Origin of the sequence: Parasynechococcus sp. (assembly GCF_045559935.1) — a bacterium.
Lineage (GTDB): Bacteria > Cyanobacteriota > Cyanobacteriia > PCC-6307 > Cyanobiaceae > Parasynechococcus.
Genome location: NZ_JBJLJL010000006.1, coordinates 81,992 through 94,846 on the forward strand (window position 1 = coordinate 81,992; position 12,855 = coordinate 94,846).

At 57.3% G+C, this 12,855-nt stretch carries 12 protein-coding genes; 10 read left to right on the forward strand and 2 right to left on the reverse strand.

The window, feature by feature from the left end; all coding sequences use genetic code 11:
- Positions 1 to 88: 88 nt before the first annotated feature.
- From ACJ0G7_RS03130 to ACJ0G7_RS03155, 6 genes are all read left to right on the forward strand, one after another.
- A complete protein-coding gene (locus ACJ0G7_RS03130) occupies positions 89 to 406 on the forward strand; it encodes a hypothetical protein (protein WP_407395157.1) in 318 nt (105 codons plus the stop codon).
- Positions 407 to 515: 109 nt separating this feature from the next.
- Positions 516 to 1,751: a DUF1254 domain-containing protein gene (locus ACJ0G7_RS03135; protein WP_407395158.1), complete on the forward strand. Its 1,236-nt coding sequence runs from the start codon at positions 516 to 518 to the stop codon at positions 1,749 to 1,751.
- Positions 1,752 to 1,878: 127 nt separating this feature from the next.
- Positions 1,879 to 2,925, forward strand: a complete 1,047-nt coding sequence (locus ACJ0G7_RS03140; RefSeq protein ID WP_407395193.1) for a DUF1254 domain-containing protein — start codon at positions 1,879 to 1,881, stop codon at positions 2,923 to 2,925.
- A 182-nt stretch (positions 2,926 to 3,107) separates the two neighbouring features.
- Positions 3,108 to 4,700, forward strand: a complete 1,593-nt coding sequence (locus tag ACJ0G7_RS03145) for a DUF1254 domain-containing protein (protein WP_407395159.1) — start codon at positions 3,108 to 3,110, stop codon at positions 4,698 to 4,700.
- Between the two features lie 41 nt (positions 4,701 to 4,741).
- The gene (locus tag ACJ0G7_RS03150; RefSeq protein ID WP_407395160.1) at positions 4,742 to 6,295 is read left to right on the forward strand and encodes a DUF1254 domain-containing protein; all 1,554 of its coding nucleotides are present in this window, start codon (positions 4,742 to 4,744) and stop codon (positions 6,293 to 6,295) included.
- Positions 6,296 to 6,381: 86 nt separating this feature from the next.
- Positions 6,382 to 7,689 (forward strand): flavin monoamine oxidase family protein, encoded by a 1,308-nt coding sequence (locus ACJ0G7_RS03155; protein WP_407395161.1) that lies wholly within the window; start codon positions 6,382 to 6,384, stop codon positions 7,687 to 7,689.
- 5 nt (positions 7,690 to 7,694) lie between these two features.
- Here the strand turns inward: ACJ0G7_RS03155 and ACJ0G7_RS03160 are convergent, their stop codons facing one another.
- Both ACJ0G7_RS03160 and ACJ0G7_RS03165 read right to left on the reverse strand, forming a co-directional pair.
- Positions 7,695 to 8,663 carry a hypothetical protein gene (locus ACJ0G7_RS03160; RefSeq protein WP_407395162.1) on the reverse strand — a complete coding sequence of 323 codons (969 nt, stop codon included), beginning with the start codon at positions 8,661 to 8,663 and terminating at the stop codon, positions 7,695 to 7,697.
- A 41-nt stretch (positions 8,664 to 8,704) separates the two neighbouring features.
- Positions 8,705 to 10,450, reverse strand: coding sequence for a hypothetical protein (locus ACJ0G7_RS03165; RefSeq protein WP_407395163.1), 1,746 nt, complete (start codon positions 10,448 to 10,450; stop codon positions 8,705 to 8,707).
- A gap of 31 nt (positions 10,451 to 10,481) precedes the next feature.
- Between ACJ0G7_RS03165 and ACJ0G7_RS03170 the strand changes: the two genes are divergently transcribed.
- From ACJ0G7_RS03170 to ACJ0G7_RS03185, 4 genes are all read left to right on the forward strand, one after another.
- Complete coding sequence (locus tag ACJ0G7_RS03170) at positions 10,482 to 10,631, forward strand: hypothetical protein (RefSeq protein WP_407395164.1); 150 nt, start codon at positions 10,482 to 10,484, stop codon at positions 10,629 to 10,631.
- Between the two features lie 222 nt (positions 10,632 to 10,853).
- Positions 10,854 to 11,762: an NAD(+) kinase gene (locus ACJ0G7_RS03175; RefSeq protein ID WP_407395165.1), complete on the forward strand. Its 909-nt coding sequence runs from the start codon at positions 10,854 to 10,856 to the stop codon at positions 11,760 to 11,762.
- Positions 11,759 to 12,439 (forward strand): winged helix-turn-helix domain-containing protein, encoded by a 681-nt coding sequence (locus ACJ0G7_RS03180; RefSeq protein ID WP_407395166.1) that lies wholly within the window; start codon positions 11,759 to 11,761, stop codon positions 12,437 to 12,439. The genes ACJ0G7_RS03175 and ACJ0G7_RS03180 overlap by 4 nt, the downstream gene beginning before the upstream one ends.
- Entirely contained in the window at positions 12,436 to 12,849 is a 414-nt protein-coding gene (locus tag ACJ0G7_RS03185) for a DUF192 domain-containing protein (RefSeq protein ID WP_407395194.1), read from the forward strand. Before ACJ0G7_RS03180 ends, ACJ0G7_RS03185 begins: the two co-directional genes overlap by 4 nt.
- Positions 12,850 to 12,855: the final 6 nt, after the last annotated feature.

The following is a 12,855-nucleotide window of genomic DNA, read 5'->3' on the forward strand; positions in this document are numbered from 1 at the left end:
CCTCGGGTCGGGCAAGTGGACAGCCGGTCCTGCCGTTGTCGGTGTCTACACCAAGGGGCCTTGGGTTGTCGGTGGATTGGTGAACAACATGTGGTCGTTCGCCGGTGATGAAGATCGGGCTGATGTGAACAAGATGCTGTTTCAGCCTTTCATCAACTACAACCTGCCGAAGGGCTGGTATGTCTCCTTTTCACCAATCATCACGGCTGACTGGGAAAACGAAGACAATGGCTGGACGGTGCCTGTCGGCGCCGGTGTTGGCCGCGTGTTCAAGGTTGGGAAGCAACCGATCAACATGTCACTCCATGGTTATTACAACGTCGTCAAGCCTGAGATTGGCGGCGAAGAACTTCTTGGCGATTGGACCATCCGAACCCAGATTCAGTTCCTGATTCCGGCTGGCTGATCGATCTCTGTTTGTTTCTGAGGGATGTTTGGTTGGCCATGATTCAGTCCCTCAGAGATGGCTTCGTGTTTCAAATTTGACTTGAAGCTGTACTGACCATTCTTTGTGTTTGTACAAATCGAGCATTCATTTTGGTCAAGGTCTCAATCGTGGCATTCATATGTATGGTTCGCGGGCGTATCAATGGGTGTTTTTTGTGAAATTGCAGGGTGTTCGCCGATCTCTGTTCGCAACGCTTCCCTTTGCCGCAACCCTGGGTCTTTTGACCGCAACCTTCGGATCACCATTCAATCCAGCGGCTGCAAAAACCCTCCCGCAGCCAGCTGGTCTCACTGAGTCCGGTCCCAAGGATTGCCCGTCTCCAGCTGTGGCTATGAACAGCAACGAAGTAACTCCGGTCACCAAGGCCAACTATGCCGTGGCGGAAACGGAAGTGATCCTCGCGGACTATGTGCGCAAAATCGCCAAAGGCACCTGCGCGGATGGCATGGGTCTGTTCCTGCATCAGAAGGGTGCAATGGATCCGAAGGAACGCACTATTTTGCGACCGAATTTCGATACCCTCTATTCCTTTGCTGTTCTGGATCTCAATAGCCCCGCCACGGTCGTGCTCCCTGAGACCGACCGTTATCAGATCCTCGAAGTGGTGAACGAGGAACATTGGATTCCGCTGGAGAGTGCGAATCCCGGTGGATATCAACTCACCAAAGAGTCGATGGGAAGTCGTTATGTGTTGGTCCTTGTGCGCACTCGGGTGAACATGCAGGATCCTGAAGATCTTAAAAAAGCTGGGATAGTCCAGGATCAGATTGGCTTGGAGCAAGCGGAGAAGGGCGAATTTGTTGCAAAAAACAAATACGACATGGATGAAATCCTGGCGATGCGTGCTGATTACAACAAACGCTTGCAGCCTGAGGGTGTGACCTCCGAGATGGCCTTTGGTAAGAAGGGAGAGATCAGCGAGGAGATGCGTAATTTTGGTGTTGCTGTTGGTTGGGGTGGGCTCACCAAGCAGGGAGCGGTGTATCCCATTCCCAAAGTTGTGGATTCCACTGATCCTCAAACCCTTACCTTGAAAGATGTTCCCAGCGACCCACGAGCTTTCTGGTCGGTCACTGTCTATGACAAGCAAGGGTTTTCAGTGGGTGAAAAATACAATGTGAACAGCGCTTTCGCGAAGAAAAATGAAAAAGGTGAGTACGTAATTCACTTTGGAGGTGATAAGAGTAAGGACAACTATCTTGATATCTACCCTGGCTGGAATGTTGTGCTGCGAATTTACTCTCCAACCGAGGCTTATTTCAATGGCAGCTGGATCCCTCCGCAGTTTCAACCCGCGCAGTGATTCCTTGATCAGGTCAGCCCAAGGTCGACCTTTTTGAATTGTTCGGCATTTTCATTCCCCTTCAAACATGAATCGTTTCTCTCCTCGTTTTGTTTCTCTGATGGCGGCGGGTTTTGGTCTGGCAGTCATGTCTGCCGCAGACCTCTCCCTGCCGTTCATGCCATCGTTTCGTGCCCAGCAATGTCCAAAGCCTGCTTTGGTGATGGCCAGTGACGCACCTGCTCCGGTGACGAAGCTGAATTTTGCAGATGCTGAAACGCAGACGGTGTTCACCAAATACCTCGCCAAAGTTGCTGCAGCGACTTGCAGCAGTGGGCTGGGCGTGATCGCCCATGAAACCCAGCCTGCCGATCCAAAAGATCGTACGGTGATCCGAATCAACTTTGATACGCTCTATTCTTGGTTGATTCTCGATCTGACAAGTCCGGCAACATTCACTCTGCCGGAGACGGGGGGTCGTTATCAGAGCGCCATGGTTGTGAATGCACAGGGTTACACCTATGTGAACAAAAATCCTGGTGCCTACACCCTCACGCAGGACGATGTGGGCAGTCGCTACGCCATGGTGGCTTTTCGCACGGGCGTGAATATTCAGGATCCTGCTGATGTAGCCAAGGCGCAGGCCCTGCAGGCGAAGCTATCGGTGCAGCAGGCGGATTCTGGTGAAATGGCCTTGGCTCACCCATGGAACCAGGATCAGATGCTTGCCCTGCGAGCGGACTACAACAACGAACGTAATGAGAAAGGTGTGAAGTCGGAAGACCTGTTTGGCCGTAAGGGAGAGATCACCCCGGAGCAGAACAACATGGGTGTAGCTGTGGGGATCGGCGGATTGCCAAAGGAAGGGGCTGTTTATCTGTTCTACACACCATCATCATCTGAACCTCAATCGTTGATACTCAAAGATGTTCCGAATGGCGACAATGCTTTTTGGTCGCTCACGGTGTACGACAAAGATGGATTCCCGGTTGGGGAGAATTTCAATGTGAACAGTGCATTTGCCAAGGCCAACGCCCAGGGTGAAGTGACGCTTAATTTTGGTGGTGATAAGACGCAACCTAACTATTTGGAGATTTACCCGGGCTGGAATGCAACCTTCAGGATTTACAACCCGAAGCCTGCCTATTTTGATGGCAGCTGGGTGCGCCCCGAGTTGCAACCTGCGAAGGATTGAATCATCTCTGATGTGCTGGGAGCACTTTGAACGCAGGTAGGCTTCTGCGCCCAGCACAACGCAGATCAACGGATTGTTTTAATTTTTTGAAATGCGTACAAATTGGACCATCCGCGTTGCCTTCTTGACGGTCAGCTCGCGGCAGTATCTCTAATTTGCAATGGAATGAATCCTTTCTTCGGATGACCAAGACGCGTCGGTTCGGTCCGGTCTTCAAAGGACTCTCCACTGTCACGCTTGCAGCGATGCTTGCCGTTGGCTGTTCGAGCAAGCCTGATGCCGGAACGCAGGCCATGAACAAGGGCAGTGGTGATGTGCCTGAGGGGTACACCACGGCCATTCCGGACGAGCTGATGACGCCGGATTCGGTGGAGACCAGTGCCGGCACGTTCAACTTCTTTGACGGCATGCCCGATGCGGCCACCGCCGAGGCCAGTTTTGACAACCTCAAGTTCATCCGGGCTTATGAGACGTTTCTCACGATGATGCCTGCGGCCAGCATCGAGATGCTGCGCCACGGTCATGCCGAGATGGGCGTGGATGGGCACACCAAGGTCATGTTGATGTCGCCGCTGAACTCCAAGCCGTTGTTTCTCACGGGGAACACCGACACGGTTTACGGCTCCACCTTCTTCAATCTGAAAGAGACCGGTCCGCTGGTGATCGAAGTGCCGGCTGGTCTAGGACCCGGAACCATCAATGATGCCTACTTCCGCTTTGTGGCCGATACCGGAGCTCCCGGGCCGGACAAGGGAAAAGGCGGCAAGTATCTGATCCTCGGCCCTGACGATAAGGAGCCCGAGAACACCGATGGCTATTTCGTCTTCCGCTCTCCCACCTATTCCAACTGGCTGATCATGCGGGCCTTCCTCGATGAAGAGGGCAAGCCGGATAAGGCTGTGGCGAACTACAAACAAGGAGTCCGCCTCTACCCCCTGGCTCAGAAGGACAATCCTCCTGAGATGACTTTCGTCGAGGGCGGTGATGCGGTTTACAACACCGTTCATGCCAATAATTTCGAGTTCTTCAATGAGCTCAACCGCGTCATTCAGCGCGAACCGATCGATTTCCTCGACCCAGAGATCCGCGGCCTGGCGTCTGCCATTGGCATGGAAAAGGGTAAGCCGTTCAATCCCTCAGTGGCCGACAAGAAGCTCCTGGAGGAAGCAGTTCAGGTGGGTGTTGCCTACGTTCGCTCCGACATGGTGACGCCCCGCGGCGAAGACGCACTCATCTACGAAGGCAACCCGCAGTGGTTCTCAGCCTTTGCCGGTGGCAGTTACGAATGGCTGAAGGATGGGGGCAAAGGTGGGCGCAACCTTGATGCGCGCAACAACTTCTTCTGGGCCTACACGGTGAACACCCCGGCCATGGTGCTGGAGATGGTGGGTGTCGGTTCTCAGTACGCCATCGCCGGTACTGACAGTGAGGGCAACTATCTCGATGGCAGCAAGACCTACAAGCTGACCATCGATAAGAATCCGCCGGCGAAAGATTTCTGGTCGATCGTTGTCTACGACCCTCAGACCCGCTCTCAGCTGCAGACCGGCCAGCCGTTCCCAGCCAAGAACAGCCAGCGCAACAAAGACATGGTTGCGAATGACGATGGATCCGTCGACGTCTACTTCGGTCCGAAGGCTCCGGCCGGTCAGGAGGCCAATTGGATCGAGACGGTTCCCGGCAAGGGCTGGTTCATGGCCTTTCGCCTGTATGGCCCTTTGAAGCCCTGGTTTGATCAGAGCTGGAAGCTCAACAACATCGAGCAGGTCAAGTGAGCCCTGTCATGCCTGAAATCTCTCCCACCTTTCGCTCTCCCATGAAACGCTTCACCCGCCTTCAGCTTGTTCTCGCTTCCGCTCTGCTCGTAGTCGGAAGTGGAGTTGTTCTCAAAGCCGACAACCACATCCCCAAGGGCTACAACACGCCAATCCCTGTTGATGTGTTGACGCCCGATTCGGTTCAAACCCGAATCGGCACGTTCAATTATTTCGATGGTTTCCCCGATGACGAAACCATGCTCAAGGCCCGCCGTCAGGTGGATCTCGGCCGTGGCGTGCAGACATTCCTGAACTTCATGCCGGCTGCCTCGCTGGAGATGCTGTACGTGGGCCATCGCGATGGTTACGGCATGAAACCGAACCAGGACATCGGCATCTTTGATGATCTGATGAGCTCCACGTCGCTCTGGCTTACCGGCAACACGGACACCGTGTACGCCTCGGCGTTCATGGATCTGAGTGATGGGCCCATGGTGGTGGAAGTTCCCGCCGGTACAGGGCCTGGAACGGTCAATGATGCCTTCTTCCGCTTTGTGGTGGACATGGGTGGTCCTGGACCGGACAAAGGCAAGGGTGGCAAGTATCTGATTCTTGGCCCAGGTCAGGAGGCACCGGCAAGCACGGAGGGCTATTTCGTGGCCAAGACCCCGAGCAAGATCAACTGGCTGATCCTTCGCGGTTTCCTGGATCAGGAAGGCAAAACCGATACAGCCAAGAACGCGTTCAAAAACAGCCTCAAGGTTTATCCCTACGCCAAGAAGGACAACCCTCCGGCCAATACCTTCAAAAACCTCACTGACTGGTCGGTGAACACGATTCACGCCAACAACTTCAAGTTCTATGAGGAACTGGATGAAGTGATTCAACGGGAGCCCACTGAGATGTTCTCCCCGGAATTGCTCGGCATGGCATCCGCGATTGGGATTCAGAAGGGCAAGCCTTTCCAACCCTCTGAGGAGCAGAAGAAACTTCTCACCGAAGCGGTGCAGATCGGCAATGCTGCTGCCCGATCGATTCTGTTCGCACCAGTGGATCCCCGTTACTACCTCTATCCCGAAAAAGCGGGTTATTGGCAAACCGGATTCCCTGGCGGTAGCCACGAATGGCTCGTGAATGGCGGCAATGGTGGCCGTGACATGGACGGCCGCACCCTGTTCTTCTATCTGGCCACGGTGAACACGCCGGCGATGGCTTTGGAGCTCCCTGGAGTGGGCTCCCAGTACGCCTTCTCCTCCCGGGATGGCGACGGTGAGTATCTCGATGGCTCCAAGACCTACAAACTCACCATTCCTGCCAATGCACCAGCGAAGGATTTCTTCTCCTTTGTTGTGTACGACCCACAGACGCGTTCCATGCTTCAGAGCGAGGAGATGCCTTACCCGAGCAAGAACAACAAGCGCAACAAGGACATGGTGAAGAATGCTGATGGCAGCATTGATCTTTACTTTGGCCCCGAAGCACCAGCTGGTCAGGAGCAGAACTGGATCAAGACCGTGCCCGGCAAAGGCTGGTTCGGCATCTTCCGCCTGTATGGGCCTTTGGATCCCTGGTTCAAGCGCACCTGGAAGCTCGGATCGATCGAAAAGGTCTGATCAACCCGTGTAACCCATCCGGGTGGCTGATGTTGCCCGGATGAAGACTTCTGTTCACTCCAGACGTACCATTTTTCTCTCTAATCGTGGCATTCAATCGCTCTGTTGATGTTGTTGTGATCGGCGGTGGTTTCGCCGGGATCACGGCTGCTCGGGATCTTCAAAAGAGCGGACTCACCACCCTTGTTCTGGAAGCTCGCGATCGCCTCGGCGGTCGGACCTGGCACAAGGAGGTGAATGGTTTTGCGGTGGAACTCGGTGGAACCTGGATTCATTGGACCCAGCCATTCGTCTGGGCGGAAAAAGAACGCTATGGCCTTGAGATTCAGGAAACCCCCGGCTGTGCTGCAGAGCGGATTGCGATCAAGACCGGCGATCAGGTGCATGACCTGCGTGAAGACCAGCTGGCTGAATTTGTTGATGGATTTCATCAGTTTTTTGCAGCATCCAAGGCGGTGTGGGAGCTCCCTTACGACTCCCGTCACACGCGTGAGGCGATTGTCGAATGTGATGCTCAGACGGTGGCTGATCGGATGAATGCTCTGGAGCTCACTCCCCTGCAGCGGACTGCTGTCGGGGGCATGCTCGAGATTCTTTCGATGAATCAACCTGAGAATGCTTCCTATGTGGAGATGATGCGTTGCTGGTCGCTGACTGGCTGGAATTACGAACTGTTCAACGACACTGCTGCCCGTTACAAGTTCACGAACGGGACTGGCGCTCTCGTTTCTGCGATTGCAGAAGATGGTGCTTTTGAAGTGGCGCTGAACACGTCTGTGTCCTCTGTTCAGCACTCAGCGACCGGTGTGTCCGTGACAACCGTGAACGGTGAGGTTGTGACTGCCAAGCGTGCTGTGGTGACTGTGCCGCTCAATGTGTTGAACAGCGTTTCGTTTGATCCGCCGCTCTCGACGGTGAAGCAAGAGGCTTCGCAGCTGAAGCATGTCGGGGGCGGATACAAGGTGTTTTTCGAGGTGGAGGGTGACCCCGGAGCGGTGATGACCCTGTCCCGATCCACCGATTCACCCCTGATCGGCAGCTTCACCTACAAGCGCGGCGAGCAGCATTCGGTGTTGGCCGGATTCAGTCTCGAGCCCGGTGCCCTGGAGAAGCCGCTCTCTGAGTGGCAGACCGTTCTCGAGGAATTCATGCCTGGGGTCCGTCTGTTGTCCACGTTTGGTCACGACTGGGGTGATGACGCCCTTTCCAACGGCAGCTGGTGCACCTACCGACCCGGTTGCTTCGGACGCTTCGCCGATGAGCTTCCGCGTCACGAAGGTCATCTGTACTTCGCCTCCGGTGACACCACCGAGGGGTGGCGGGGCTTCATTGAAGGTGCGATCAGCAGTGGATCGAAGGCCGCTGTGGCTGTTGCTCACAGTTTGGCCTCCTGATCGGATCACTCGAACAGGATGCGAAGTCCGACGTTCAGACCGTGCTGTTTGGCGTCGTATCCGTTGTCGCTGCCATCAGCGAGGTAATTGAGCCCGAAATATTTGTAGGAGAGAGATAACTGAGTTGAATTCCCGATTGTGTAGGCGATACCGGCCTGGGCGATTCCGCTCAGGTCCTCTCGTCCGGAGAGACCGAATCCAGCCGCGTCCAGGTAGAGGAAGGCCTGCCAGTCGTCACTCAACGTGTAGTTGGCATGCATGCCGATCAACGGCTGCACCCAGGTGTGCGACCAGGCTGAATCGAAGCTCTGCGTCTTGGACCGCTCGGACTCCAGAATCGGCCCCTCATAGCTGGATGCGAGTTTCACATCCACATCACCACTGATGGTGCCTCCCACAATCCGCGCACCGGCGAAACCGACAAATGTCGCCTCACCAGGTTCCATGCGGGGCCGTTGCACAGCTCCGGCTCTGTAGCGGAGAGCCACGTCGACCATCGCCTGCTCCAGTTGAAAGTCGCCATCGAGATCCCCGCGAAGGGTGAGCCGTCGGTTCACCTCATTTCCGGTGAGCCGACGGTTGCGGGAGCGATCCAGGGACGTCCACGATGAGCCACCGAAATCACCCGCAAACCGGCTGTAATTCAGAGCCGTTTGCAGTCCCCAGCGTCCTTTCTCGAGTCCCGCTCGAACGGTCATCAGGCCGGTCAGATGATCGAGAACATCGCGAAGGTCCCAGGAGAGGGTGTCGCTGTTTCCATTCAGGGTCACATCGGTGTCTGCCGACAGCGGTGCGAAGCCGTAAAGATCCAGGTTCAGTCGCCAGTTGTTGTCTTCTTCCGCATCCGTCGTGTCTGTCGGAACTGCATCTTGCTGAGCAACACGCAGAGGTGGAGCAGGGGCTGCGAAACTTGCCGGACTGGCAAAACTCGCCAGTCCGATGATGATTGGAGCGATGAAATGATGTCGAATCATCTGATGAACAGCGGTGGCTTCTGGTTGATGTTGAGACAGCCTCAACTTTGCTTGCGCACAGGACCCATCAGCGGGTTTTGGACCGGGCCAGCAACGCCATAGGTCACAACAAATCCCTGTCCCCCTCCAAATGTGGAGGTGCGGCCCCTGTAGGTGGGGTTGATGACGACTTCACCATCAAACCAGTTGTTGGCGCTCCAGAGGTTTCCAGCGTCATCAACGATCACATCGGTTGTCATTTGAATGACGCCGCTTTGGTAGTTGTGAATCACATCCCCAGTGGTTTTTCCGGCGGGGCAATTGGCGGGATTGACGCCGCAGATGTGAGTCAAGCTTTGGCCATAGAGATTGCCGACCCAGACGTTGTCATTCCCGTCGATTGACACACCCCAGGGGATATAAGCGGTGCCTTTGGCGATGTCTGGCTTGACGACTTCCATGTCGGGTGAGATCAAGCCAACCATGCCAGTCTGTGTGATGGTGGGGTTGGTCAAAAGGTATTCAGCACCGGCTTCAAACTCCTCCATGATGGTTTTGGGTTGTGGCGCATTGGCGGGGATGTTGGGCGGCATTTTCGCACCTGGAGGTAGTGCTCCCTGAGGGGAATTGGATTGCTGGGCAATCCATATGTGCCCTGTTGAGTCAACAGCGATTCCACGTCCCCCAAGGTTCACTTCGATCGTTTTGGCTTGATCAGGAGCATCTCCTGGAAATACGGTGAGTTTGTTGTTGTAACTGCTGCTCACCCACACTCTGTTCTGCGCGTCAACAGCGACACCGAAGGGAGCTTGAAGTCCAACAATGGTGTGGCGCTTCCCCTTGGTGTAATCACCACCGGGAAACTGAATCATGTGGTTGGCCGTGTTATCAGCAATCCACACATCTCCATTGGCGGCTGTGGCGACGCCCTGAAGCTGACCAACTTCCCCATCAATCGTGGCTGGCCCGAGGGCCTTGCCGTCTTTGAGGTCGAACACCCCGACCATGTTGTTGAACGCACCAACCCAGGCATATTTTTCTGAGACGCCGGTCCCCCAGCCCACACCATTAATGCCTTGGCCGTTGTAACCGCTAATCGCTGGTGAGAGCGGTGTGCCACCTGGGCCAAAGTGGGTGACGCCTCCGCCGATGTTGTTGACCACGCCGGATTGAGAGCCCGGCATCCAGTTGGTTCCACTCCACATGCTTCCTTTTCCGTCAAACATCAATTTCCCGAGTCCCAAAGCACCGCCTCCGTTGAAAACCAGGGACAGTGAAAAGCTTTTGGGTTCGAACAGCAGGTAGGGCAGGGTTGCCGTGGTGCGCAGCTCAGTGGTCTTGTCGATCGGATAGCTCTGGTCGAAGAGCTTGTAGAGCTGACTGACGTTCTTCCAGGGTTGACGCGCAATGGAGGTGAGCGCTGAGAGGGTGTTCTCGCTGCCCGTCAGGCTGAGCAGTTCATCGCAGGCCTGCGTGTTCTCGGCCCCTGCACAGAGGCCCAGCAGGTTGGAGAGCACGTTCATGCGAACCGTGGTCTCGGAATTGAGCAGGTTCGAACTGCGCAGCAGCGTCTCTCCGTAGCTGCCGTTGCCGGGATTCACCAGATTGCGAACCTGGCCGGAACCGATCGCCAGAGCACTGGCACTGCCTGTGAGCGCGTCGCCTTCAAGCAGCTGGGCATTGGGCCAGATCGATCCCACCGTGGTCAGCTCGTTCACCACGACCGATTCCGCCACCTCGTCGTCCAGCACGCTGAGCATCGACAGCCGTTTCGCCTCCTCACCGTTCACACGGCCGCCTGTCGCCACCAGGTAATGGACGGCGCCTTCCTCCGGGCTTATGGAGATCGAGAAGGCACCGTCCTTGCCGGAACTGAGCGTCTTCAGTTGCTTCGGCTCCTTGCCCCCACTGGCCTGCCAGAGGGTGATGGCGGCACCGTCCACCGGCTTGCCCATCAGCGAGACGCTGCCTTTGAGGCTCGAGGAGTGATCACCCGTTGCGTTGCCAACTCCAGTGCAGGCGGCCACCCCAAGAGAGAGCACCGACAGCAGCAGCGATTCAATGATCAGGCGTGAGCGGTTCATCGGAGCCAAAAACCTGTCGGCGTCCTAGCTGTGCCTGGTTCCTCAGGCAGGGTGTTCGCTCCGATCCCGTACGCACCGGCTCCGGAGGGTTCTCATAAGCTGATCAGGTTGTCTGCCGTCGCGATCGGTGCCCCGCATCGGACTGATCGTCAACGATGGGAAGGCCCTAGCGGTCGATACCGCTGACACGATTCAGAACAGGCTTGAACACGCGGGGCACAGCGTCGTGCGGGCCAGCAGCTCCGGTGGGATGGTCGGATTCGCCAATCCTGACCAGCACTTGCGTCTGCTCGGTTACAGCGCCTGTGTCCCGGACGGGTTCGACAACACCATGGCCCTCGCCATCGTGCTGGGGGGGGATGGCACGGTGTTGTCGGCGGCGCGCCAGACCGCACCGGTGGGGGTGCCGATCCTCACCATCAACACCGGTCATCTCGGTTTTCTTGCAGAGGCCTATCTCGGGGATCTGGATCGCGCTCTGGAGGTGGTGCTGACCCAGCAATGGACGATCGAGGAACGCAGCAATCTGGTGGTGAGCGTGATGCGGGGTGATCAGCGGCGCTGGGAGGCGTTGTCGCTCAACGAGATGGCGCTGCATCGGGAACCGCTCACCAGCATGTGTCACTTCGAGATCGCCATCGGGCGTCATGCCCCGGTGGACATTGCTGCCGATGGGGTGATCCTGTCGACGCCCACCGGATCAACGGCCTATGCCCTCAGTGCTGGCGGCCCGGTGATCTCTCCGGACTGCCCGGTGCTGCAGCTCACGCCGATCGCCCCCCACTCGCTGGCGTCGCGGGCTCTTGTGTTCAGTGACCGGGAGCCAGTGACTGTGTTCCCGGCCACACCGGAACGTCTGATGATGGTGGTGGACGGCAGTGCCGGTTGCTATGTCTGGCCGGAGGATCGCGTGTTGATCCGTCGCAGTGATCATCCGGTGCGTTTCGTTCGGCTCGTGGACCATGAATTTTTCCAGGTGCTGCGCAACAAACTCGGCTGGGGGTTGCCCCACATCGCCAAGCCTGACAAGGCATGAGCGCTGATCCATTGCTGCTGCTGGCAGGACCGGCGGCGGTGGCCCTGGCCCCGCGGCTCACGGCATCCGGTTACACGACGGTGGACTGGCTGAGTGCCGGGGTGGCCTCCAGTCGCGCCCAGGCAGGACAGGAGCCTGTGGCTGCAGTGCTGGCGGCCGATCAGCGACCGCTGATCTCCGATCTGCGTTTGCGCTTCGGGGGCATGCCGATCCTGCTGGACCTGGAGCAGGACAGTGTCGAGGCTCGTGCTGCCTGCCTCTGTTCCGGGGCGGACGACTTCTGGCTGTCCAGTGTCGGTCCCAGCGACCTGCTGCTGCGACTGCGTCTGCATCGCACGATCCAGTCCCGTGACGAGCAGCGACCGTCGTTGCTGCAGGTGGGCGATCTCAGTGTCGACACCAGCCTGAGGCAGGTGCGGCGCGGTGGGCGACCGGTGGCGCTGACCGCCAGGGAGTACGCGTTGCTGCTGGCACTGTTGAAGCATCCCGGTCGCGCCTTCAGTCGCGAGGAACTTCTGGAGCAGGTCTGGCAGGACGAGCGGGCCGGCAGCAGCAACGTCGTTGAGGTGTACATCCGCTACCTGCGACAGAAACTGGAGGAAAAGGGAGAGCCCAGGCTGGTGCACACCGTGCGCGGCCGTGGGTACCGTGTTGGCCCTTCCGCCGACGGTGCCTGAACCGCGTGGATCATCCGTCCCCGCCGCAGCAGTTACCGATCGCAGCCCGATGGTGCCTGGCGTCGCAGCGCTGCATCGATCTGGAGGTGGCACGCACTCCCGAACAGCAGCGCATCGGCCTGATGCAGCGGTCCCGGCTGCCGGCCCTGCGGGGGATGTGGTTTCCCTTTGACCAGCCCAGGCCTCTCAGTTTCTGGATGTTCAACACCATCGCCCCCCTTGACATGCTGTTTCTGCGGGGCGGCACAGTGATCGCCATCGCCAAGGACGTACCGGTCTGTCCGGCGTTGCCCTGCCCCAGCTACGGGCCGGATCAGCCGTCGGATGGGGTGGTGGAACTGGCGGCGGGAGAAGCCGACCGACTGGGCATCAAGCCCGGCGATCCGGCGAAGATTGAGACGATAAAGTAACGATAT

Excerpts from the sequence above, each read along its gene's own strand:
- ACJ0G7_RS03130 (WP_407395157.1), top strand. The coding sequence starts at position 89 with ATGTGGTCGTTCGCCGGTGATGAAGATCGGGCTGATGTGAACAAGATG.
- ACJ0G7_RS03140 (WP_407395193.1), top strand. The coding sequence starts at position 1,879 with ATGTCTGCCGCAGACCTCTCCCTGCCGTTCATGCCATCGTTTCGTGCC.
- ACJ0G7_RS03145 (WP_407395159.1), top strand. The coding sequence starts at position 3,108 with ATGACCAAGACGCGTCGGTTCGGTCCGGTCTTCAAAGGACTCTCCACT.
- ACJ0G7_RS03150 (WP_407395160.1), top strand. The coding sequence starts at position 4,742 with ATGAAACGCTTCACCCGCCTTCAGCTTGTTCTCGCTTCCGCTCTGCTC.
- ACJ0G7_RS03160 (WP_407395162.1), bottom strand. The coding sequence starts at position 8,663 with ATGATTCGACATCATTTCATCGCTCCAATCATCATCGGACTGGCGAGT.
- ACJ0G7_RS03170 (WP_407395164.1), top strand. The coding sequence starts at position 10,482 with ATGGAGATCGAGAAGGCACCGTCCTTGCCGGAACTGAGCGTCTTCAGT.
- ACJ0G7_RS03180 (WP_407395166.1), top strand. The coding sequence starts at position 11,759 with ATGAGCGCTGATCCATTGCTGCTGCTGGCAGGACCGGCGGCGGTGGCC.